The organism is Amycolatopsis keratiniphila (genome assembly GCF_000400635.2).
GTDB lineage: Bacteria > Actinomycetota > Actinomycetes > Mycobacteriales > Pseudonocardiaceae > Amycolatopsis > Amycolatopsis keratiniphila.
The window spans coordinates 7,021,277-7,041,015 of the sequence record NC_021252.1; the positions used below are offsets into that span (position 1 = coordinate 7,021,277).

Below are 19,739 nucleotides of genomic sequence, written 5' to 3' on the forward strand. Positions count from 1 at the left end.
CGCACCCTGGCCCGCCGCCCCCTCGCCGAAAGTACGACGCACGCCGAACAATGGACCCATGCGAGCGATCAGCCAAAACCGCCTGGGCGGCCCCGAAGTCCTCGAACTCGTCGACGTCGAAAAACCCGTCCCCGGCCCGACCCAGATCCTGGTCCGGGTGCACGCCGCCGGCGTCAACCCGGTCGACTGGAAGACCCGCGAGACCGGCGGCATCGGCCCGATGGGCGATCCGCCGTTCATCCTCGGCTGGGACGTGTCCGGCGTGGTCGAGGAGGTCGGCGCGGGCGCGTCCCTGTTCTCCCCCGGCGACGAGGTCTTCGGCATGCCGTCGTTCCCGTTCCAGGCGGGCGCGTACTCCGAATACGTCGCCGCGCCGAGCCGCCACTTCGCACGCAAACCGTCCACTTTGGACCACGTGCACGCGGCCGCGGTCCCGCTCGCGGGGCTGACCGTCTGGCAAAGTCTCGTCGAAACGGCGAACATCCAGCCCGGGCAACGGGTCCTGATCCACGCGGCGGCGGGCGGGGTCGGGCATCTCGCGGTCCAGATCGCCAAGGCACGCGGCGCGTACGTGATCGGGACGGCCAGCGCGGCCAAACACGAGTTCCTCCGCGGGCTCGGCGCGGACGAGCTCATCGACTACCGCACGACGGATTTCGCCGAGGAGGTCCGCGACGTCGACATCGTCCTCGACACGATCGGCCTGGAGTACGGGCCCCGGTCGCTCAAGACGCTGCGCCGCGGCGGCAGGCTCGTCCAGCTCACCCGCACGAACGACGAGCGGATGCCGGAGCTGGCCGAGGCCGCCGGGGTCACCGCCGGGTTCACCCTCGCCGAGCCGGACCGCACCGGGCTGCTCGCACTGACAGAACTCGTCGACAGCGGACGGCTCAAGCCGGCCATCGACACGGTGTTCCCGCTGGAAGAAGCCGCGAAAGCGCAGGAACTCGTCGCCGCGGGTAAGACCACGGGGAAGGTCGTGCTCTCCGTCGCGGAGTGACCGGTGGACAAGTGGAGTCTGTAGTCCGTATCGTCAAAGGCGGACTACAGACTCCGTTTATGTCCGACTGGGAGACCTCATGACCACACCCCGCGACGTCTTCGACGCGCTTTCCGAACGCATCACCGCCCGGCGGTGGGACGAGATTTTCGAGCTCTACGCGGAAGACGCCGTCGTCGAAAACCCGCAGCGACCACCGGTTCCGTCCAGGTACGAGGGTCGCGAAGCCCTCCGCAAGGCCTTCAGTGGCGGGATGAACGTGCGCATGGACAGGGCGGATGTCCTGATTCACAGGACAACCGACCCGGAGGTGATCGTCGCCGAGTACCGCAACGTCGGCGAGGCACTGGACACCGGGAAGTCTTTCGACATCGCCAACATCCAGGTCCTCCGCGTGCGCGACGGGCTCATCGTCCACTCACGCGACTACCACGACTACCTGCCGCTCATCGCGGCGCAAAATGGCCTGGAGAAACTGAAAGAGGGCTTCGAAACCGCGGAGCGCGAGCTCACGCCGGTGCCGCCGCGCCCCATGTCGACGGCGGCTCCGACGAGCCCGCGCGGCGTTTTCGGGCGGCTCGTCCACGGAGTCGCGGATGGCGATTGGGCCGGGCTACCGGACCTCTACGCAGAGGAAACCCATGTAACGCACCCGTTCCTGCCCGGGGCGGAGATCCTGAAATCGAGGGAAGACCTGCGTGAGCACTTCAAGTTCGGCGAACAGGGCGAGGTCCGGTTCCAGGTCCGCGATCTGGTGATCCACGAGACCCTCGACCCCGAGGTCGTGATCGGCGAATTCGACTATCAGGGAACGGCGGGCGGCAGCGCCGAATTCCGCGTTTCCAACATCTTCGTGCTGCGCGTGCGCGACGGGCTGATCGTCGAATCGCGCGACTACGCCGATCATCTCGCCATCGCGGCCGCGACCGGGCGGCTCGACGAACTGATCGCGCAGGTCTAGGCGGGCCGGGCGGCTCCATCCGGGTGACCATGCCCGCCGGGCGGCAACGACCCCGGCGGCGAGCGCGTGGACCGGTGGCGGGTTCGGATCCACCGAGCTCGCCACCTCGAGGGAGGACTCGATGAGAATCCGATCGAAAGTACGCGCGGGCAAGCCGGCCGCGGCCGTGATGGCGATCGCCGCCGGCCTGCTGGTGGCGCCGGCGCCGGCCGTATCCGCGTCGACCGAAGCGATCCCACCCGACTGCAGGGTGTGGCGGAGCACAGGTTCCTGGGCGGTTTCGTCGAAATGCACTCAACGCGCGCATCGAGCCGCGGCAGAGTGCCGCACTTACACCCGGCCCACCTACCAGTGGTACTTCGGCCCGTGGGCGAACAGGAACGAGGAATCGAAGGTGAACTGTCCCGCGGACACCACGAACCTGCGGGGAATGAGCGTGGACTACCCGGACTGACCGGCCTAGGTGGGCAGGTCGAATTCGCCGTCCCGGACGCCCTTCACGAAGGCGTCCCATTCCGTCGGCGTGAACACGAGGATGTGGCCGTCCGGGTCCGAGGCTTGCCGCATCGCGGTGTAGGTGACGCCGTCGGTGTGCGGCACCAGCGCGTACTCGGCCCGGTCTTCGAGGTTCGCACCCTCCGGTTCCGCCCGGATCCACACCGCGTCGCTCAAGTCCAGGTCCGGCCGGATATGGGCCTTGTCGTCCACCGGCTGCTCACTCATGGTGTCCACGCTATCGCTTTCCGGTACGCAAAACGAAGGGGCCCTTCACCGCATCGCATGCGGTGAAGGGCCCCTTCGGCCCACGACTAGGCGGTTTCGGTGATCGGCCGGTCCACCCACGACATCAGGTCGCGCAGCTTCTTGCCGGTCTCCTCGATCGGGTGCTGGTTGCCCTGCTCCTCGAGCTTGGTGAAGTTCGGCCGCCCGGCCTCGTCCTCGGCGACCCATTCGCGGGCGAAGGTGCCGTCCTGGATCTCACCGAGGATCTTCTTCATCTCCTCCTTGACCGCCGGCGAGATGACACGCGGGCCGCGGGTCAGGTCGCCGTACTCGGCGGTGTCGGAGATCGAGTAGCGCTGGCGCGCGATGCCGCCCTCGTACATGAGGTCGACGATCAGCTTCAGCTCGTGCAGCACCTCGAAGTAGGCGATCTCCGGGGCGTAGCCGGCCTCGGTGAGCACCTCGAAACCGGTCTGCACCAGCGCGGAGGCGCCACCGCAGAGCACGGCCTGCTCGCCGAAGAGGTCGGTCTCGGTCTCCTCGGTGAAGGTCGTCTTGATGACACCGGCGCGGGCGCCACCGATGGCGGCCGCGTAGGACAGCGCGAGCGCCTGCGCGTTGCCGGAGGCGTCCTGCTCGACCGCGATGAGCGCCGGGACGCCCTTGCCGTCGACGAACTGGCGGCGGACCAGGTGGCCCGGGCCCTTCGGGGCGACCATGGCGACGTCCACGTTCGACGGCGGCTTGATCAGGTCGTAGCGGATGTTGAAGCCGTGACCGAAGAACAGCGCGTCGCCGTCCTTGAGGTTCGGCGCGATGTCCTGCTCGTAGATGAAGCGCTGCTTCGTGTCCGGCGCGAGGATCATGATCAGGTCGGCTTCGGCGCTGGCCTCGGCCGGGGTGAGCACGCGGAGACCCTGCTCCTCGGCCTTGGCCCGCGACTTCGAGCCCTCGGGCAGGCCGATGCGGACGTCGACGCCGGAGTCGCGCAGGCTCAGCGAGTGCGCGTGGCCCTGGCTGCCGTAGCCGATCACGGCGACCTTGCGACCCTGGATGATCGAAAGGTCCGCGTCGTCGTCGTAAAAGATTTCCACTGCCATGAGGGGTACTACTTCCTTTCCTGACTTACAAAAGTTATCGAGCGGAGGTGGCGGTGATCGAGCGGGAGCCCCGGCCGACCGCGACCATTCCGGACTGGACCAGTTCACGGATGCCATAGGGCTCCAGCATCCGGAGCAGGGCACCGATCTTGTCCGAGGTCCCGGTGGCTTCGACGGTGAGCGCCTCGGGCGACACGTCCACCACCTTCGCGCGGAACAACTGCACTGTTTCGAGGACCTGGCTGCGCACGGTGTTGTCGGCCCGGACCTTCACGAGCAGCAGTTCACGCTGCACGGCTGTGGACTTTTCCAATTCCACGATCTTGATGACGTTGACCAGCTTGTTGAGCTGTTTGGTCACCTGTTCGAGCGGTAGCTCCTCAACGGCGACCACGATCGTCATCCGGGACACCTCGGGATTCTCCGTGGGTCCGACGGCGAGGGATTCGATGTTGAAACCACGCCGGGAGAACAGTCCGGAAACCCGCGCGAGGACACCGGGCTTGTTCTCGACCAGAACGCTCAGGGTGTGCACGCTCATCGGGCGTCTCCTTCTGTCGCGGCGTTCAGCTCCGCCTCGGCGGCGACCTCGTCGTCGTCGAAGAGCGGGCGGATCCCGCGCACGGCCATGATTTCGTCGTTACCGGTGCCCGCGGCCACCATGGGCCACACCTGGGCATCCTTCCCCACCACGAAATCGATCACGACGGGGCGGTCGTTGATCTCCATGGCACGCCGGATGGTGGCGTCGACGTCCTCCTTGGTCTCGCAGCGGAGCCCGGCGCAGCCGAGCGCCTCCGCGAGGAGGGTGAAGTCGGGGATGCGGTGCTTGTGGGTACCGAGATCGGTGTTGGAGTACCGCTCGGAGTAGAAGAGGTTCTGCCACTGGCGGACCATGCCCAGGTTGCCGTTGTTGATGACGGCGACCTTGATCGGCGCGCCTTCGATGGCGCAGGTGGCCAGTTCCTGGTTGGTCATCTGGAAACAGCCGTCGCCGTCGATGGCCCAGACCTGCTTGTCCGGCACGCCGAACTTGGCGCCCATCGCGGCGGGGACGGCGAAGCCCATCGTGCCGAGGCCGCCCGAGTTGATCCAGGTGCGCGGGTTCTCGTACTTCACGAACTGCGCGGCCCACATCTGGTGCTGGCCGACGCCCGCGGTGTAGACCGCGTCCGGGCCGACGAGCGAACCGATGCGCTCGATGACGTACTGCGGCGAAAGCGTCCCGTCCTCGGGCCATTCGTAACCGGCCGGGTAGTCGTCGCGCCAAGCGCTCGCCTGCGTCCACCAGTCCTTCAGGTCCGGCTTCGCGGACTTGTCGGTCTCGGCGCGGACGGCCTCGATCAGCTCGGTGATGATCTCCGCGCAGTCGCCGACGATCGGCACGTCCGCCTTGCGGTTCTTGGAGATCTCGGCCGGGTCGATGTCGGCGTGGACGACGGCGGCGTCGGGCGCGAACGAGGACAGCTGCCCGGTGACGCGGTCGTCGAAGCGGGCGCCGAGGGCGATCAGCAGATCCGCCCGCTGCATCGCGGCGACCGCGGCGACCGAACCGTGCATCCCCGGCATGCCGAGGTGCTGCGGGTGGGAATCGGGGAACGCGCCGCGCGCCATCAGCGTGGTGACGACGGGGATGCCGGTCAGCTCGGCCAGCTCCATCAGCTGGCGCGAGGCGTCGGCCTTGACCACGCCACCGCCGACGTAGAGCACCGGGCGCCGCGACTTGCTGATCAGCCGCGCGGCCTCGCGGACCTGCTTGCCGTGCGGGCGCAGCGTGGGCCGGTACCCCGGCAGCCGCAGCTCCGTCGGCCAGGAGAAGGAGGTCATCTCCTGCAGGACGTCCTTGGGGATGTCCACCAGGACCGGGCCGGGGCGGCCGGTCGAGGCGAGGTGGAACGCCTCCGCGATGGTGCGCGGGATGTCCGCCGGGTCGGTGACCAGGAAGTTGTGCTTGGTGATCGGCATCGTGATGCCGCAGATGTCGGCTTCCTGGAAGGCGTCCGTGCCGATCAGCGCGCGGGACTGCTGACCGGTGATGGCGACGACCGGCACCGAGTCCATGTTCGCGTCGGCCAGCGGGGTGACCAGGTTGGTCGCGCCGGGACCGGAGGTGGCCATGCACACGCCGACCTTGCCGGTCGCCTGCGCGTACCCGGTGGCGGCGTGGCCGGCGCCCTGTTCGTGACGGACCAGGACGTGGCGGACCTTCGTCGAGTCGAGCAGCGGGTCGTACGCCGGGAGAATGGTGCCGCCGGGAATACCGAACACGACCTCCGCGCCCACCGCCTCGAGCGAGCGGACGAGCGACTGCGCGCCCGTGACCCGCACCGGGGTCCCGGCGGGCGGCGCCGGCTTGGGTCGGGCACCGGAGGTACCGGAGTTCGCATCAGCTCGCGAGGTGGCACTAGTCATCGCTGTTTGCCTCGTCTTGTCTAGTCACTCGTTCGGGTATTCATTGGCTGGTTCGGCAGTGAAATTGTTCCAGGCAACAAAAAACCCCCGCCGACCGGAGTGGTCGCACGAGGGTCGCGCGTCGACGCAGCGGAGACTTCCCTAAGCGTCGACGCGCTTGGGAAGTACGAGGCCGGTCTGCGTTGTCACGAGAGTGAAGCTAGCCGGTCGCCGTCAAGAGTGTCAACTCTGCGGGACGGCGATTCCGCATGTTGGACACCTTCGGCGCGTGGTGCGACCCGCGTTCGGGGCCTCGAAGGCGGCGGTGCACCATCTTTGACGTGGCAGAAGAAAAGCAGCGGGAACAGGCGAACGAGGACCGCAAGGCCGTCTTCAAAATCCCGAACACGGCATTGCTGGCGATCGCTTTCCTCGTCGTTTGTGTGACGCCTGTCGCGTTCGGCGACGTGCCGTATCTCCAGTGGCTCTACCTCTTCCCGATCGCGCTGGCGGTGTTCGTCATCCGGACCCGTACGACGGCGACGGCCAAGGGCCTGGAGGTACGGACGATGTTCGGGCGGAAGGACCTGCCGTGGACCTCGCTCAAAGGCCTCGCCATCACTGACAAGGCGAAGGTGCAGGCGGTGCTGAAGGACGAGACCAAGGTCGCCCTCCCCGCCGTGCGCACCCGCCATCTTCCGGTGATCTCGCTGGTCAGCGCGGGCCGGATGGCCGATCCGTCCGGGCTGACCGACGACGTTACCGAGGCTCCGGAAAAGCGCGACGATTCCGGGGAGTAGGATTGGTAGGACCAGTTTGGCGCTCGTTCGCCCTGGTCCCCATCCCGAACCTTGGAGTCAGCCGTGCCTCAACTCCGTTCCCGGACCACCACCCACGGCCGCAACGCGGCGGGCGCGCGCTCGCTCTGGCGCGCCACCGGAATGACCGACAGCGACTTCGGCAAGCCGATCGTCGCCATCGCGAACTCCTACACCCAGTTCGTGCCGGGGCACGTGCACCTCAAGGACCTCGGCGAGATCGTGGCGGACGCGGTGAAGGAGGCGGGCGGGGTCGCCCGCGAGTTCCACACGATCGCCGTCGACGACGGGATCGCCATGGGGCACAGCGGAATGCTCTACTCGCTGCCCTCGCGCGAGATCATCGCGGACTCCGTCGAATACATGGTGAACGCGCACCAGGCCGACGCGCTGGTCTGCATCTCCAACTGCGACAAGATCACCCCGGGCATGCTGAACGCCGCCATGCGGCTGAACATCCCGGTGGTGTTCGTCTCGGGTGGGCCGATGGAGGCCGGGAAGGCCGTGGTCGTCGGCGGGGTCGCGCAGGCGCCGACCGACCTCATCACCGCGATCGCGGCTTCGGCCAGCAGCGAGGTCGACGAGGACGGGCTGTCCATTGTGGAGCGCTCGGCCTGCCCGACCTGTGGTTCGTGCTCGGGCATGTTCACCGCGAACTCGATGAACTGCCTCACCGAGGCGCTCGGTCTCTCCCTGCCGGGCAACGGCTCCACCCTCGCCACGCACGCCGCCCGCAGGGCGCTCTTCGAGGACGCCGGGCGCACGGTGGTCGAGCTCTGCAAGCGCTGGTACGAGCAGGACGACGAGTCCGTGCTCCCGCGCTCGATCGCGTCGAAGAAGGCGTTCGAGAACGCGATGGCCCTCGACATGGCGATGGGCGGTTCGACCAACACGGTGCTGCACATCCTCGCCGCCGCGCAGGAGGGCGAGGTCGACTTCACCATCGACGACATCGACGCCATCGGCCGCCGCGTGCCGTGCCTGTCGAAGGTCGCGCCGAACTCGGACTACCACATGGAGGACGTCCACCGCGCCGGCGGAATCCCGGCCATCCTCGGCGAACTGTACCGAGGCGGGCTGCTGAACACCGACGTCCACTCCGTGCACTCACCGGATCTGGAGTCGTGGCTGTCCACTTGGGACATCCGGGCGAAGAAGCCGTCGGAGCGGGCGATCGAGCTGTTCCACGCCGCTCCGGGCGGGGTCCGCACCACCGAGGCGTTCTCCACCGAGAACCGTTGGTCCTCTTTGGACACCGACGCCGTCGGCGGCTGCATCCACGACGTCGAACACGCGTACACCAAGGACGGCGGGCTCGCGATCCTGCGCGGCAACCTCGCCGAGAACGGCGCCGTCATCAAGTCGGCGGGCATCGACGAGGAGCTGTGGCATTTCGAGGGCCCGGCCCGGGTGCTGGAAAGCCAGGAGGAGGCGGTTTCGGCCATCCTCAAGAAGGAGATCCAGCCCGGTGAGGTGCTGGTGATCCGCTACGAAGGCCCGGCGGGCGGCCCGGGGATGCAGGAGATGCTGCACCCGACGGCGTTCCTCAAGGGCTCGGGGCTGGGCAAGAAGTGCGCGCTGATCACCGACGGCCGGTTCTCCGGCGGCTCGTCGGGCATCTCGGTCGGCCACATCTCGCCCGAGGCCGCCGCGGGCGGGGCGATCGGCCTGGTCCAGAACGGCGACCGGATCCTGCTCGACGTCCACGAGCGGCGGCTGGAACTGCTCGTCGACGAGGACGTGCTCGCCGAGCGGCGCGCGAAGATGGAGGCGAGCGAGCGGCCGTGGCAGCCGGTCTCGCGGGACCGGAAGATCACCGCCGCGCTGCGGGCCTACGCGCGGATGGCGACTTCGGCCGACACCGGCGCCGTCCGCGACCCGAACAAGTAGGGGTCACCGTCCCCCAAATGTCATGAAAGGGTCGTTCAGGACATCTTTTGTCCTGAACGACCCTTTCATGACACTCGCGAAACCGCACTTAGAGGACGAAATGCGGGCGGTCAGCGGCAGAGGACGAGCACCACGACCGAGGCGGCCGCGGCCAGCAGCAACCCGATCAGCCCGAACGAGAGCGGCCGCTTCCGCCACGGGGTGTTGACGTCCAGCGCGATCCGCCCGGAGCCCGCGAGCAGGACGGTCAGAGAAGCCGCGGCCAGCAGGAGCTCGAACTCGAAGCCCTGCCCCTGCTTCTGGAAGAACCCGCCGCCGAACTTCACGTAGACGATGTTCGCGCAGACCCCGAGCAGCGCGGCGGCGCCGATCGGGGTGAACAGGCCCACCAGCACGAGCGCGCCGCCGACCACCTCGCTGATCCCCGTGATCCACGAGAGGAGCGTGGTCTGGCTGGTGTAGCCGAGCTCGCCGAGTGCCCTGGCGAAGCCGCCGACACCCGGGCCGCCGAAGGCACCGAAGAGGTGCTGGAGCCCGTGCGCGCCCATCGTCACGCCGAGCACCACTCGCAGGACGAGCAGACCGAGATCGATCCCGCCCCTGGTCTCCGCCGGGCCGGGGCCGCTGTCGGCGTCGGCCACGTCCGAGATCATGCTGGTCTGATAGTCATCGCTCACGCGCGAAGGGTAGGGGAAACCGGCCCGTCAGGCGACCGAACCGCCGGACCTCGCCGTGTCGAAACGGACATCTCGCGTGATTGAACGGACGACACGCGTGTCGTCCGTCCAGTCACGCGTGTCGTCCGTGCCGGCTCAGAACAAGGTCGCGGGCTCGACCGGTTCGGGTTCCGGCAGCGGGTCGAGACCGGGCACGAGGGCGCGCACGTCGTCGTGGAAGCGGCGGGCGAGCGCCGGGGCGTTGTCGTTGTCGGGGGTGTGCACGAAGACCGTCGGCGAACGGCCCTCCCGCAGCCATCCGGCGACCACCTCGGCCCACGGCCGCCATCCCTCGACGGTCACCTCGGTCGCGTCACGGCCCAGATAGCGGACGATCGGCCGATCGGTCAGGGCCCGCGTCCGCCGCGGCAGCCGCGGTTTCTTCGCCCAGGCGTCCTGTTCGGCTTCGCTGATCGGCGGGCTCGCGAAGAAGACCTCGGTGTCGAACGGCACCCACTCGGCACCCGCGTCGGTCAGTGCCGAGTCCAGCAGCGCCGTCGCGCGGGTGTCGCTGTAAAACGCGGGATGACGCACCTCCACGGCGCGCCGGAGGCCGGCGGGGAGACGGCGCAGGAAGCGGCCGAGGGCGTCGACGTCCGGCGGGCCGAACGAGGCCGGCAGCTGGGTCCACAGGACCGCCCGCTCGCCGAGGGGTTCGATCGCGTCCAGGAACGCCCGCATCTCGGTCTCGACCCCGGCGAGCCGTTTCTCGTGCGTGACGACCTTGGGCAGCTTGACCACGAACCGGAAGCCGGGTCCGGTCTGCCGCGCCCACGTCTCGACGGTTTCCCTGGCCGGGGTCGCGTAGAAGGTCGTGTTGCCCTCGACCGCGTTGCACCAGCCGGCGTACGCCCGCAGGCGCTCCCCCGCGGGCAGCGACCGCGGCAGGAACCGGCCCGCCCACGCCTTGTGCGTCCACATCGCGCAGCCGACATGAAGATTCGCCACGATGCTCAGTATTCGCCGTGGACCAGGTTCTTCGGCAGCTCCCCGCCCAGATAGTGGCTCAGCTCCCGCACCACCACCGCGTAGGCACGCTGCCGCCGCCCGCTCACCGCGCCCGCGACGTGCGGTGTCAGCAGCAGTCCCGGCACGTCCCACAGCGGATGCCCCTCGGGCAGCGGCTCCGGATCGGTGACGTCGAGGGCGGCCCGCAGCCGTCCCGACGCGAGTTCCGCGACCAGCGCGCCGGTGTCCACGACCGGGCCCCGTGACACGTTGACGAGGATCGCGTCGTCCGGCATCGCGGCCAGGAACTCCGCGTCGACCATGCCCCGCGTATGCGGTGTGAGCGGCACCATCAGGACGGTGATGTCGTGTTCGGGCAGCAGGCCGGGGAGTTCGTCGTTGCCGTGGACGCCCTCGCGGGCCGTCGCGCCCACCATCGTGCAGCGCACGTCGAACGTCTCCAGCCGCCGGCGCAGATGCCTGCCGAGGTCGCCCGCGCCGATGATCAGGGCCCGCTTGCCCTGCAAGGTGTCGGTGATCCGCCGTTCCCAGTGCTTGCGCCGGTGGCCGTCGGCGAAACCATCGAGGTCCCGGTAGATCGTCAAGAGGACCGCGACGACCCACTCGGCCGAGCTTCCGCCGTGCGCGCCGCGGCAGGTCGAAAGCAGCACGCCGTCCGGTACCTTGCCCACCCATTCCTCGGCGCCCGCCGCCAGCAGCTGCACGAGTTTGACGTTCGGCAGTTCGCGCCAGAGTTCCTCGCTGGGCCCCTCACCGGTCACGAGGACCTCGGCCTCGGCGGCTTCCGTGGGCACCGGCTCCCCGCGGCGGTACACCACCGGACGCACGCCCTCGATCTCCGAAAGCGCGGCCACTCCCTCTTCGTCGGGCACGAGAACGGTCACAGTCATGATCGCCACGGTATCGAGCACCGCTTACCCGTGGCTCACGTACGCCCACCTAGGCTGGGCCCGTGCGTACCCGGTACCGGCGGAAATGGACCGCGCCGCTGGCCATGCTGGCCTGCGGCGCGCTGATGCTCTCCGGTTGCGCCGAATTCGACAACACGGCCGCCGGGCAGAAGTTCACCCCGGTCAACCCGCCGTCTCCCGAGGTCCCGCCGCAGGTCGGGCCGGGCGGTGAAGCGGGCGAAGCAGGCCCCGGCCGGGGAAACGGGCCGAACCAGGCGCCGACGCCGGTCCCGCCGCCGCAGGGCTGCAAGGACTTCGACAAGGCCGTCATCGCGACCTGCCTGGACACCGTCGCCGCCGTCGCCGCGATCCCCGGTGACGGCAGCGCCCCCAGCGCGCTCGCCGGGGAACGCAAGAGCGGCCGGATCCTGCTCGCCGCCGCGGAGAAGGACCCGGCCGCCTGGGCGACCGTTCCCGTGGACGGCTCCGGCGACGGCGGGCTCACCTCGCTCGCCCTCTCCCCTGGTTTCACCGAAGACCAGCTCGTCTTCGCCTACATCACCACGCCGACCGACAACCGGGTCGTCCGCCTGGCGAAGGGCCAGGCGCCGAAACCGGTGCTGACCGGGATTCCCAAGGGGGCCACCGGCAACCGCGGCGCGATCGGCACCGACGCCAAGGGCGCGCTCCTGGTCGCCACCGGCGACGCGGGCAACCCCGGGCTCGCGGCCGATCCGGCGTCGCTGGCCGGGAAAGTGCTGCGCATCGACACCTCCGGCAAACCGGCGGCGGGCAATCCCACCGCGGGTTCGGCGGTCTTCGCGACCGGCGTGCACTCCCCCGGCGGGATCTGCCGCGACCAGGCCGGTTCCCGCATATGGCTCACCGACCGGCTGGCCGACAAGGACGTCCTGTACCGGCTTCGCGGCGGCCAGCCGCTGACCACCCCGGCCTGGAGCTGGACCGACAAACCCGGTGTGGCGGGCTGCGCCGATTTCGTCGGTACCACCGGATACCTCTCCATCACCACGTCCATCGCGGGCAACCTGCAGAACCTGCCGGTCACCCCGGACGGAGCGGTGACCGGCAAGCCCAGCGTCGCCATGGACGGCAAGGTCGGCAAGCCGCCGAAGACCTTCGGCCGGATGTCCGCGATGAGCATGATCAACCCGCAGATCGCGGTCGCCGGGACGATCAACAAGGACGGCGGTTCGCCGGTTTCGAGCGACGACCGCGTCGTCATCATCACGCCGTCGGCCAGCTCCGGCGGGGGCGGCAAGGACTGAGCGGTCCTTACCTCGACGGCCGCGGGTGAGGCGCCGGCGCGAACCGCGTGAACGACGGCGGCATCGGCTTTTCTTTGCCGTCCGGGTCGAAAAGCTCCGGCACGAGGCGGTAGCCGTCGCCCAGCGCGTTCGCGGCGGCGGTGAGCCGGTGCGGTTCGGTGGACGGCCAGCGGCCGGTGTCCACGCGGGACAGCAGGGTGCGCAGCAGGACGATCTCCTCGGCCGCGTTGAACGAGCAGTGACCGCCCCGGTTCACGTAGGTCTGCCGCAGCAGCGCGGGGTCGCCGTTGCGCCGGACCTGGTCGCCGTACCACCGGGCCTGCCCCGCGACGGCGCCGCCGTCACCGGTGGTGTGCGTGGTCAGCACGGGCGACGGCGTGGTGCCGCGCGCCACGGTGTAGTGCCGCATGTAGGCCTCGGCCTTCGGATCCGCCGAAATCCGCGGGGCCGCGGCGAGCCGGTCGAGGTCGGCTTCCAGCTCCACGCCGCCCGTCCGGTAGGCCTGCCGGACCAGGTCGAGACCGGTGGACCGGGCGAGCTGACGCCGATAGTCGATCCCGACGTTGGACGACGGGTTCCCGCCTGCCCGGCGCTCGATTTCGGGACGCGCGCCCGGTCCGTAGCCGTACAGGTAGGCGCCGGTGACCCACATCGCCTGCTGGGCGAGACGGTCGGCGGACGCCGTCGGCTCCGGCTCGTGTGCGAGCGCCCAGCCCGGGACGGTGCCCAGCGCACCGGCCAGCGCGATCCGCGCCCGGCCCGCGTCGGTCTTCTGCGCTTCGGCCACGACGGCTTCGAGTGCCGCTTGCGCGGCCTGCGGATCACGCGGCCGGACCAGGTCGATGTCCGCGTCCGGCGCCAGCAGAGTCTTGAGCGCGAAGAGCATGTCCAGCGCGCTGTTCCACGTGCCGTGCGCGTCGTACTCGCCGCACTGCGCCAGGACACCGTCGAACCGGCCCGGGTTGTTCTCGGCCAGCTTCAAGGAGATCACGGCGCCCATCGACATTCCGCTCGTGATGGTCCGCCGCGGTTCGCCCACGTTGGCCTCGAACCAGTCCAGTAGCGCGATCTGATCGGTCAAGGCTTCTTCGATCGCGTGCCCGAAGGTGCCCTTGTAGTTCGACGCGGCCAGCGCGTAACCCTGATCGAGCAGCCAAGCCTCGGTCTCGGGTCTGGTGGACAGCATGATCTGCTTCGGCACCCACGGGTCCACATAGAGCCCGTGGCTGTAGAGCACCAGCGTGCCGTTCCAGCGTTTCGGCACTTTGACCAGGTAGTCGGCTCCGTCGATGGTGCCTTCGTAGGTGCGCCCGCGCTCTTCGGCGACCGCCGGCGCGGCGGGGAACAGCGCACCGAGAAGGACCGCGACGAGCACGGTGACGAGTGTCCTGCGTGAAGTGGTCATGCAGGACAAAATAGGTGACCAAATGGTCACATGTCAATCCGGTACTCCGTCCGCCTCCCGCACATCCCGTAGCCGTCTTCTTCGAACGGACCGGCGACCCGAACACCGGAGTGCTCCAAGTGGCTCGCGTCGCCGTTCGCGAGTGCCCTCAAGTGCTCGCCGGTCAGCTCGGCGGCGGCCAGCGCACCGGCGCGCCAGCGCGGGAGCCAGGCCTCGACCTTGGGCGCGACCAGCGCGACGGCCGCGCGATGAAAGTCCCGCAGCGGCCCGGGATCCCCCGCGACGAGCGCGTCGCGGATCGGCAGATAGCCCTCGACCGCGAGATCACGGCGACGGCGGGCCGCGTCGTCGTCCGCGGGCATCGCGGCGGCCTCCGCGTACGCGTCCGCGTCGGCGAGGACCGGAGGCGGGAAGGTGAAGACCGCGTCGCCCGCTTCGGGCAGCCCGCTGTTCTGCATGAGCACGGTGATCCGCAGGTCGTCTCGTTGCACCATCCGATGGACCGTGCCGGGCGCGAACCAGGCGACGACACCGGGTTCGAGTTCGGTCTCCCGGTAGCCGTCGACGTCGAGCGTCTGCACCGCGCCGCGTCCGCCGGTGACGACGTAGGCCTCGGTACAGGCGAGATGCAGATGCGGACTGCCGCCGCACACCCCGTCTGCGGCTTCCCATTCGTAGGCACACAGATGGGAAAGCCCGATACCGCCAGGAAGCGGGAACACGATGATCTCCTCTAAGAAAGCGCTTTCTCAAACCGCGTTCAGAGGACTAAACGCGGGAGGGGGAATTCAGGGGCGACGGGTGCGGGTCTCGGCACGCAGGCGCCGGACGTCGAGGAACGCCACGACGACGGAAACCACGGCGGCCACCAGGCCGAGGTAGCGGCCGAGGCCGGTCCCGATCTCGATGCCGGCGGCGGAAAGAATCCCGCGCTGGTCGGCGTCGAACTGCCAGTCGAGGGTGGTCCAGCCGAGCACCATCAGCAGCAGCGCACCGATGGCCGCCATCAGCCACAGATGCGGCAGGCCCGCCCGGCGGACGGCGTCGACGCGGCCGAACAGCACGACCGCAAGGCCGGGAAGGAACAGCAAGAAGAGCGGTGCCCAGGCGAGGAAGCCCGAACGCCACGCGTCACGCGTGACGTCGGTGGCGGGCAACGTCTTCAGCACGTCTTCGATTTCCGGGCGCGAGGCGGTCAGCGTCGTCCACGGAAGGAACAAGGCCACCAGCGCGAGCAGCCCGGCCGCGAGGCCGAGCCACTCACGCCAGGTGACCTTCTTCAAAGCGAGATCAGGCACCGACTCGCTCGACGATCAGTTCGCGCACGCGTTTGGCGTCGGCCTGGCCCTTGGTGGCCTTCATGACCGCGCCGACGATCGCCCCGGCCGCGGCCACCTTGCCGCCGCGGATCTTCTCGGCGACGTCGGGCTGCGCGGCCAGCGCCTCGTCGACCGCCGCGATGAGCGCGGAATCGTCGGAGACGACCTTCAGGCCGCGCTTCTCGACGACCTCGGACGGCGAACCCTCGCCGGCGAGAACGCCCTGCACGACCTCCTTGGCCAGCTTGTTGGTCAGCTCACCGGCGTTGACCAGCGCGATGACCTCGGCCAGCTGCGCCGGGGTGATCGCCAGCTCGGCCAGCTCGATCTCGCGGGAGTTGGCCTCCTGCGCCAGCGTGTTGACCCACCAGCTGCGGGCCTCGTCCGGCGTCGCGCCCGCCTCGACGGTCGCGGCGACCAGGTCGACCGCGCCGACGTTGAGCAGGTCGCGCAGCGCCTCGTCGGTCAGGTTCCACTCCCGCTGGATGCGCTTGCGGCGCTCCGACGGCATCTCCGGCAGCGTCTTGCGCAGCTCCTCGACCCATTCACGCGACGGCGCGATCGGGACCAGGTCGGGCTCCGGGAAGTACCGGTAGTCCTCGGCGGTCTCCTTGGTGCGGCCCGACGACGTGGTGCCGTCGGCCTCCTGGAAGTGCCGCGTCTCCTGCTTGATGGAGCCGCCCTCGGCGAGGATCGCCGCCTGGCGGGTCATCTCGTAGCGCACGGCGCGCTCGACACTGCGCAGCGAGTTGACGTTCTTGGTCTCGGTGCGCGTGCCGAATTCGGTCGCGTCCTTGGCCATCAGCGAAACGTTCGCGTCGCAGCGCAGGGACCCCTGGTCCATGCGGACGTCGGAGACGTCCAGCGCGCGCAGCAGATCCCGCAGGGCGCTCACGTACGCGCGGGCGACCTCGGGGGCGCGGCCGCCGGTGTGCTCGATCGGCTTGGTGACGATCTCGATCAGCGGCACGCCGGCGCGGTTGTAGTCGAGCAGCGAGTGCTCCGCGCCGTGGATCCGCCCGGTGGCACCGCCGACGTGCAGCGACTTGCCGGTGTCCTCCTCCATGTGCGCGCGCTCGATCTCGACCCGCACGACCTCGCCGTCGTCCAGCGTCACGTCGAGGTAGCCGTTGAAGGCGATCGGCTCGTCGTACTGCGAGGTCTGGAAGTTCTTCGGCATGTCCGGGTAGAAGTAGTTCTTCCGGGCGAACCGGCACCACTGCGCGATCTCGCAGTTGAGCGCGAGGCCGATGCGGATCGCGCCCTCGACCGCCTTGCCGTTCACGACCGGCAGCGAACCGGGCAGGCCGAGACAGGTCGGGCACACCTTGGTGTTGGGCTCGCCGCCGAACTCGTTGGCACAGCCGCAGAACATCTTGGTGTTCGTGTTCAGCTCGACGTGCACCTCGAGGCCCAGCACCGGGTCGAACCGCTCGATGACGTCGGCGTAGTCCATCAACTCAACCACGGCGGTCACTTCTTTCCTCCCAGCTCCGGAACCTCGTGCACCAGCGAGCCGCCGTTGGCGGCGTCGCGCGCGACCTCGTAGGCGGCGCCGACGCGGTACAGCCGGTCGTCGGCCATCGCCGGGGCCATGATCTGCAGGCCGACCGGCAGGCCGTCCTCATGCGACAGTCCACTCGGGACACTCATCGCGGCGTTGCCGGCGAGGTTCGACGGGATGGTGCAGAGGTCCGCCAGGTACATCGCCATCGGGTCGTCGACGCGCTCGCCGATCTTGAACGCCGTGGTCGGCGTGGTCGGCGAGACCAGCACGTCCACCTTTTCGTACGCGGCTTCGAAATCGCGCGTGATGAGCGTGCGGACCTTCTGCGCCGAGCCGTAGTACGCGTCGTAGTAGCCCGACGAAAGCGCGTACGTGCCGAGCATGATGCGGCGCTTGACCTCGGGGCCGAAACCCTTCTCGCGGGTCAGCGACATGACCTCTTCGGCGCTGTGCGCGCCGTCGTCGGACACGCGCAGGCCGTAGCGCATGGCGTCGAACCGGGCGAGGTTCGACGAGCACTCGCTCGGCGCGATCAGGTAGTACGCGGGCAGCGCGTAGGTGAAGTTCGGGCACGAGACCTCGACGACCTCGGCGCCGAGCGCGCGCAACTGCTCGACGGCGGCCTCGAACGACCGCAGCACACCCGGCTGGTAGCCGTCGCCGGCGAATTCCTTCACCACGCCGACGCGGACGCCCTTGAGGTCACCGGTCAGGCCCTGGCGGGCCGCGGCGACCACCGGCGGGACCGGCGCGTCGATCGACGTCGAGTCCATCGGGTCGTACCCGGCGATGACCTCGTGCAGCAGGGCGGCGTCGAGCACCGTCCGCGCGCAGGGACCGGCCTGGTCCAGCGAGGAGGAGAAGGCGACGAGACCGTAGCGGGAGACACCGCCGTACGTCGGCTTCACGCCGACGGTGCCGGTGACCGCGCCGGGCTGACGGATCGAGCCGCCGGTGTCGGTGCCGATCGCGATCGCGGCCTCGAACGCCGCGATGGACGCCGAGGAGCCACCGCCGGAACCACCCGGGATGCGGGCGTGGTCCCACGGGTTGTGGGTCGGGCCGAACGCGGAGTTCTCGGTGGAGGAACCCATCGCGAACTCGTCCATGTTGGTCTTGCCGAGCACTACGACACCGGCCTCGCGCAGCTTGCGCGTCACGGTGGCGTCGTACGGCGGCAGCCAGTTCTCCAGGGTCTTCGAACCGACCGTGGTCGGGATGCCCTTGGTGGTCAGCACGTCCTTGAGCGCCAGCGGGACCCCGGCGAGCGCGGACTTCGGGGCGTTGCCCTCGGCGACGTCGGCGTCCACCGCGCGGGCGGCTTCGAGCGCGCCCTCGGTGTCGACGTGCAGGAACGCGTGGATGTGGTCGTCGACCTCGGCGATCCGGTCCAGGTGGGCCTGCGTGACCTCGACGGCCGAGACCTCACGGGACTGGATCTTCTCCGCCAGCTCGGCGGCGGTGAGCTTGATGAGTTCGGTCACTGTTCTTCTCCCAGAATCCGCGGCACCCGGAAACGACCCTCTTCGCTGGCCGGCGCACCGGCCAGCGCCTGCTGCTGGGTCAGCCCCGGTCGGACCGTGTCCTCACGGAACACGTTGGTCAGCGGCACGGCGTGCGACGTGGGCGGGACATCCTCGCCTGCGACCTCGCTCACCTTGGCCACCGAGTCCAGGATCTGGTCGAGCTGGCCTGCGAAGACGTCCAGCTCCTCTTCGGTGACGGCAAGCCTGGCCAGCTTGGCGAGGTGTGCGACCTCGTCGCGGGAAATGTTGGGCACGCGGGTGACTCCCGGGGTGTGCTGTGCGGGTTCTGTCGGAAGCTGCAAGTCTATGGTGGCGGCGTCGGCGAACTCGACTGGGTTATGCCGCGGCCTGCGCTCCCATGTCGGGTAAGGAGTGCCTGGTTCGTTATCCCGCGCCCCGGACGTCGGTCCCCATTACCTCGTCCGGTCTGTCACAATCGGCGCCCGGCGTAGCGCGTTCCACGGCGAGGCTGGGACGCCTGAGGCGAGAGGGGCGCGTGTGTCGTTCCTGATCCGGGTCCAGTTACCGGACACCCCGGGGACCCTCGGCGCGGTCGCCACCGCGCTCGGCACCGTCGGCGCCGACATCCTGAGCGTGGACGTCGTCGAACGGGGCGGCGGTGTCGCCATCGACGACCTCGTCGTCGAAATCCCCTCCGGCAGGCTGCCGGACGCGCTGATCACCGCCGCCGAAAGCGTCGACGGGGTCGAGGTCGACGCCGTCCGGCCGTACGCCGGGGTGCTGGACACCCATCGTGAGCTCGAACTGGTCGAGGAGATCGCCGCGAAGCCCGCTTCGGGGCTGGAGATCCTCGCCGAAGGTGTGCCGAGGATCATCCGGGCGGGCTGGGCCGTCGTCGTCGAGCACGCCGAGTCGGGCGCGATCCGGCTGGCGTCGTCCAACGCCGCGCCCGAAACGCCGATCACCGACCTGCCGTGGCTGCCGCTGGAACGCGCCACCATCCTCGACGCCGAGGAGGCCTGGGTGCCGGAGACGTGGAAGGAACTGGGGACCGAACTCGCGGCGACTCCGCTGGGGAAGCCGGGCAAGGCGCTGCTGGTCGCGCGGCCGGGCGGGCCGAACTTCCGGGCCGCCGAGGTGGCGCGGCTGGCGCACTTCGCGGGGATCGTCGCCGTCGTATTGGACAGCTGACCTTCGAGTTTCGCTCACTGGATGTCATGAAAGGGCCGTTCAGGACATTTTCCGTCCTGAACGGCCCTTTCATGACATCCGAGAAG

General features: G+C 69.3%; 20 protein-coding genes. 7 read left to right on the forward strand and 13 right to left on the reverse strand.

The window, feature by feature from the left end:
- The first annotated feature begins 58 nt into the window (after nt 1–58).
- The 3 genes from AORI_RS72180 to AORI_RS72190 all read left to right on the forward strand — a co-directional run bounded on the left by AORI_RS72180 (nt 59) and on the right by AORI_RS72190 (nt 2,415).
- Nucleotides 59–1,000 carry an NADP-dependent oxidoreductase gene (locus AORI_RS72180; protein ID WP_016336533.1) on the forward strand — a complete coding sequence of 314 codons (942 nt, stop codon included), beginning with the start codon at nt 59–61 and terminating at the stop codon, nt 998–1,000.
- A gap of 79 nt (nt 1,001–1,079) precedes the next feature.
- Nucleotides 1,080–1,961, forward strand: coding sequence for a nuclear transport factor 2 family protein (locus AORI_RS72185; protein ID WP_016336534.1), 882 nt, complete (start codon nt 1,080–1,082; stop codon nt 1,959–1,961).
- A gap of 121 nt (nt 1,962–2,082) precedes the next feature.
- Nucleotides 2,083–2,415, forward strand: coding sequence for a hypothetical protein (locus AORI_RS72190; RefSeq protein WP_016336535.1), 333 nt, complete (start codon nt 2,083–2,085; stop codon nt 2,413–2,415).
- Nucleotides 2,416–2,420: 5 nt separating this feature from the next.
- On the opposite strand, the gene AORI_RS72195 is transcribed toward AORI_RS72190, so the two are convergent.
- From AORI_RS72195 to AORI_RS72210, 4 genes are all read right to left on the reverse strand, one after another.
- Nucleotides 2,421–2,684 (reverse strand): DUF397 domain-containing protein, encoded by a 264-nt coding sequence (locus tag AORI_RS72195; protein ID WP_043849111.1) that lies wholly within the window; start codon nt 2,682–2,684, stop codon nt 2,421–2,423.
- An 86-nt stretch (nt 2,685–2,770) separates the two neighbouring features.
- The gene (gene ilvC, locus AORI_RS72200) at nt 2,771–3,784 is read right to left on the reverse strand and encodes a ketol-acid reductoisomerase (RefSeq protein WP_016336537.1); all 1,014 of its coding nucleotides are present in this window, start codon (nt 3,782–3,784) and stop codon (nt 2,771–2,773) included.
- A gap of 34 nt (nt 3,785–3,818) precedes the next feature.
- On the reverse strand, nt 3,819–4,325 hold the full coding sequence (gene ilvN, locus AORI_RS72205) for an acetolactate synthase small subunit (protein ID WP_005162051.1): 507 nt from the start codon (nt 4,323–4,325) through the stop codon (nt 3,819–3,821).
- Nucleotides 4,322–6,112 carry an acetolactate synthase large subunit gene (locus AORI_RS72210; RefSeq protein ID WP_016336538.1) on the reverse strand — a complete coding sequence of 597 codons (1,791 nt, stop codon included), beginning with the start codon at nt 6,110–6,112 and terminating at the stop codon, nt 4,322–4,324. The genes ilvN and AORI_RS72210 overlap by 4 nt, the downstream gene beginning before the upstream one ends.
- A 404-nt stretch (nt 6,113–6,516) precedes the next feature.
- Between AORI_RS72210 and AORI_RS72215 the strand changes: the two genes are divergently transcribed.
- Nucleotides 6,517–6,975: a PH domain-containing protein gene (locus tag AORI_RS72215; protein WP_016336539.1), complete on the forward strand. Its 459-nt coding sequence runs from the start codon at nt 6,517–6,519 to the stop codon at nt 6,973–6,975.
- Between the two features lie 63 nt (nt 6,976–7,038).
- Entirely contained in the window at nt 7,039–8,883 is a 1,845-nt protein-coding gene (ilvD, locus tag AORI_RS72220; protein WP_016336540.1) for a dihydroxy-acid dehydratase, read from the forward strand.
- A gap of 110 nt (nt 8,884–8,993) precedes the next feature.
- On the opposite strand, the gene AORI_RS72225 is transcribed toward ilvD, so the two are convergent.
- The 3 genes from AORI_RS72225 to AORI_RS72235 all read right to left on the reverse strand — a co-directional run bounded on the left by AORI_RS72225 (nt 8,994) and on the right by AORI_RS72235 (nt 11,458).
- Nucleotides 8,994–9,536: a DoxX family protein gene (locus AORI_RS72225; protein WP_016336541.1), complete on the reverse strand. Its 543-nt coding sequence runs from the start codon at nt 9,534–9,536 to the stop codon at nt 8,994–8,996.
- A 159-nt stretch (nt 9,537–9,695) separates the two neighbouring features.
- On the reverse strand, nt 9,696–10,520 hold the full coding sequence (locus AORI_RS72230) for a DUF72 domain-containing protein (protein ID WP_043849112.1): 825 nt from the start codon (nt 10,518–10,520) through the stop codon (nt 9,696–9,698).
- A 32-nt stretch (nt 10,521–10,552) separates the two neighbouring features.
- A complete protein-coding gene (locus AORI_RS72235; protein WP_043849113.1) occupies nt 10,553–11,458 on the reverse strand; it encodes a 2-hydroxyacid dehydrogenase in 906 nt (301 codons plus the stop codon).
- A gap of 62 nt (nt 11,459–11,520) precedes the next feature.
- Between AORI_RS72235 and AORI_RS72240 the strand changes: the two genes are divergently transcribed.
- Complete coding sequence (locus AORI_RS72240; RefSeq protein WP_016336544.1) at nt 11,521–12,744, forward strand: PQQ-dependent sugar dehydrogenase; 1,224 nt, start codon at nt 11,521–11,523, stop codon at nt 12,742–12,744.
- A 7-nt stretch (nt 12,745–12,751) separates the two neighbouring features.
- On the opposite strand, the gene AORI_RS72245 is transcribed toward AORI_RS72240, so the two are convergent.
- The 6 genes from AORI_RS72245 to gatC form a co-directional block, all read right to left on the reverse strand.
- Nucleotides 12,752–14,149: an alpha/beta hydrolase family protein gene (locus tag AORI_RS72245; RefSeq protein WP_043848324.1), complete on the reverse strand. Its 1,398-nt coding sequence runs from the start codon at nt 14,147–14,149 to the stop codon at nt 12,752–12,754.
- Between the two features lie 26 nt (nt 14,150–14,175).
- A complete protein-coding gene (locus AORI_RS72250) occupies nt 14,176–14,871 on the reverse strand; it encodes a cupin domain-containing protein (RefSeq protein WP_016336546.1) in 696 nt (231 codons plus the stop codon).
- Between the two features lie 66 nt (nt 14,872–14,937).
- Nucleotides 14,938–15,447: a hypothetical protein gene (locus tag AORI_RS72255; protein ID WP_016336547.1), complete on the reverse strand. Its 510-nt coding sequence runs from the start codon at nt 15,445–15,447 to the stop codon at nt 14,938–14,940.
- Nucleotides 15,440–16,945 carry an Asp-tRNA(Asn)/Glu-tRNA(Gln) amidotransferase subunit GatB gene (gatB, locus tag AORI_RS72260; protein WP_016336548.1) on the reverse strand — a complete coding sequence of 502 codons (1,506 nt, stop codon included), beginning with the start codon at nt 16,943–16,945 and terminating at the stop codon, nt 15,440–15,442. Before gatB ends, AORI_RS72255 begins: the two co-directional genes overlap by 8 nt.
- A complete protein-coding gene (gatA, locus tag AORI_RS72265; RefSeq protein ID WP_016336549.1) occupies nt 16,942–18,459 on the reverse strand; it encodes an Asp-tRNA(Asn)/Glu-tRNA(Gln) amidotransferase subunit GatA in 1,518 nt (505 codons plus the stop codon). The genes gatB and gatA overlap by 4 nt, the downstream gene beginning before the upstream one ends.
- Nucleotides 18,456–18,755 (reverse strand): Asp-tRNA(Asn)/Glu-tRNA(Gln) amidotransferase subunit GatC, encoded by a 300-nt coding sequence (gatC, locus tag AORI_RS72270; RefSeq protein WP_005162012.1) that lies wholly within the window; start codon nt 18,753–18,755, stop codon nt 18,456–18,458. Before gatC ends, gatA begins: the two co-directional genes overlap by 4 nt.
- 244 nt (nt 18,756–18,999) lie before the next feature.
- Between gatC and AORI_RS72275 the strand changes: the two genes are divergently transcribed.
- The gene (locus AORI_RS72275; RefSeq protein ID WP_016336550.1) at nt 19,000–19,653 is read left to right on the forward strand and encodes an ACT domain-containing protein; all 654 of its coding nucleotides are present in this window, start codon (nt 19,000–19,002) and stop codon (nt 19,651–19,653) included.
- The last annotated feature ends 86 nt before the right edge of the window (nt 19,654–19,739 follow it).